This window comes from Brachybacterium tyrofermentans, assembly GCF_039526165.1.
Classification (GTDB): Bacteria; Actinomycetota; Actinomycetes; order Actinomycetales; family Dermabacteraceae; genus Brachybacterium; species Brachybacterium tyrofermentans.
This window is the reverse complement of record NZ_BAAAIR010000059.1, coordinates 1-827: the sequence shown is the minus strand read 5'-3', so window position 1 is coordinate 827 and position 827 is coordinate 1. Positions and strand designations below refer to the sequence as shown.

The following is an 827-nucleotide window of genomic DNA, read 5'->3' as shown; positions in this document are numbered from 1 at the left end:
CGGCGTTGGCACTGTTGCAAATAGTCGGTGGTGATAAACTTATCATCCCCTTTTGCTGATGGAGCTGCACATGAACCCATTCAAAGGCCGGCATTTTCAGCGTGACATCATTCTGTGGGCCGTACGCTGGTACTGCAAATACGGCATCAGTTACCGTGAGCTGCAGGAGATGCTGGCTGAACGCGGAGTGAATGTCGATCACTCCACGATTTACCGCTGGGTTCAGCGTTATGCGCCTGAAATGGAAAAACGGCTGCGCTGGTACTGGCGTAACCCTTCCGATCTTTGCCCGTGGCACATGGATGAAACCTACGTGAAGGTCAATGGCCGCTGGGCGTATCTGTACCGGGCCGTCGACAGCCGGGGCCGCACTGTCGATTTTTATCTCTCCTCCCGTCGTAACAGCAAAGCTGCATACCGGTTTCTGGGTAAAATCCTCAACAACGTGAAGAAGTGGCAGATCCCGCGATTCATCAACACGGATAAAGCGCCCGCCTATGGTCGCGCGCTTGCTCTGCTCAAACGCGAAGGCCGGTGCCCGTCTGACGTTGAACACCGACAGATTAAGTACCGGAACAACGTGATTGAATGCGATCATGGCAAACTGAAACGGATAATCGGCGCCACGCTGGGATTTAAATCCATGAAGACGGCTTACGCCACCATCAAAGGTATTGAGGTGATGCGTGCACTACGCAAAGGCCAGGCCTCAGCATTTTATTATGGTGATCCCCTGGGCGAAATGCGCCTGGTAAGCAGAGTTTTTGAAATGTAAGGCCTTTGAATAAGACAAAAGGCTGCCTCATCGCTAACTTTGCAACAGTGCC

General features: G+C 52.6%; 1 protein-coding gene. It reads left to right on the top strand.

Annotated elements, in window-relative coordinates; genetic code table 11:
* Positions 1-70 precede the first annotated feature (70 nt).
* Positions 71-775 carry an IS6-like element IS26 family transposase gene (locus ABD093_RS18185; protein ID WP_001067855.1) on the top strand — a complete coding sequence of 235 codons (705 nt, stop codon included), beginning with the start codon at positions 71-73 and terminating at the stop codon, positions 773-775.
* The last annotated feature ends 52 nt before the right edge of the window (positions 776-827 follow it).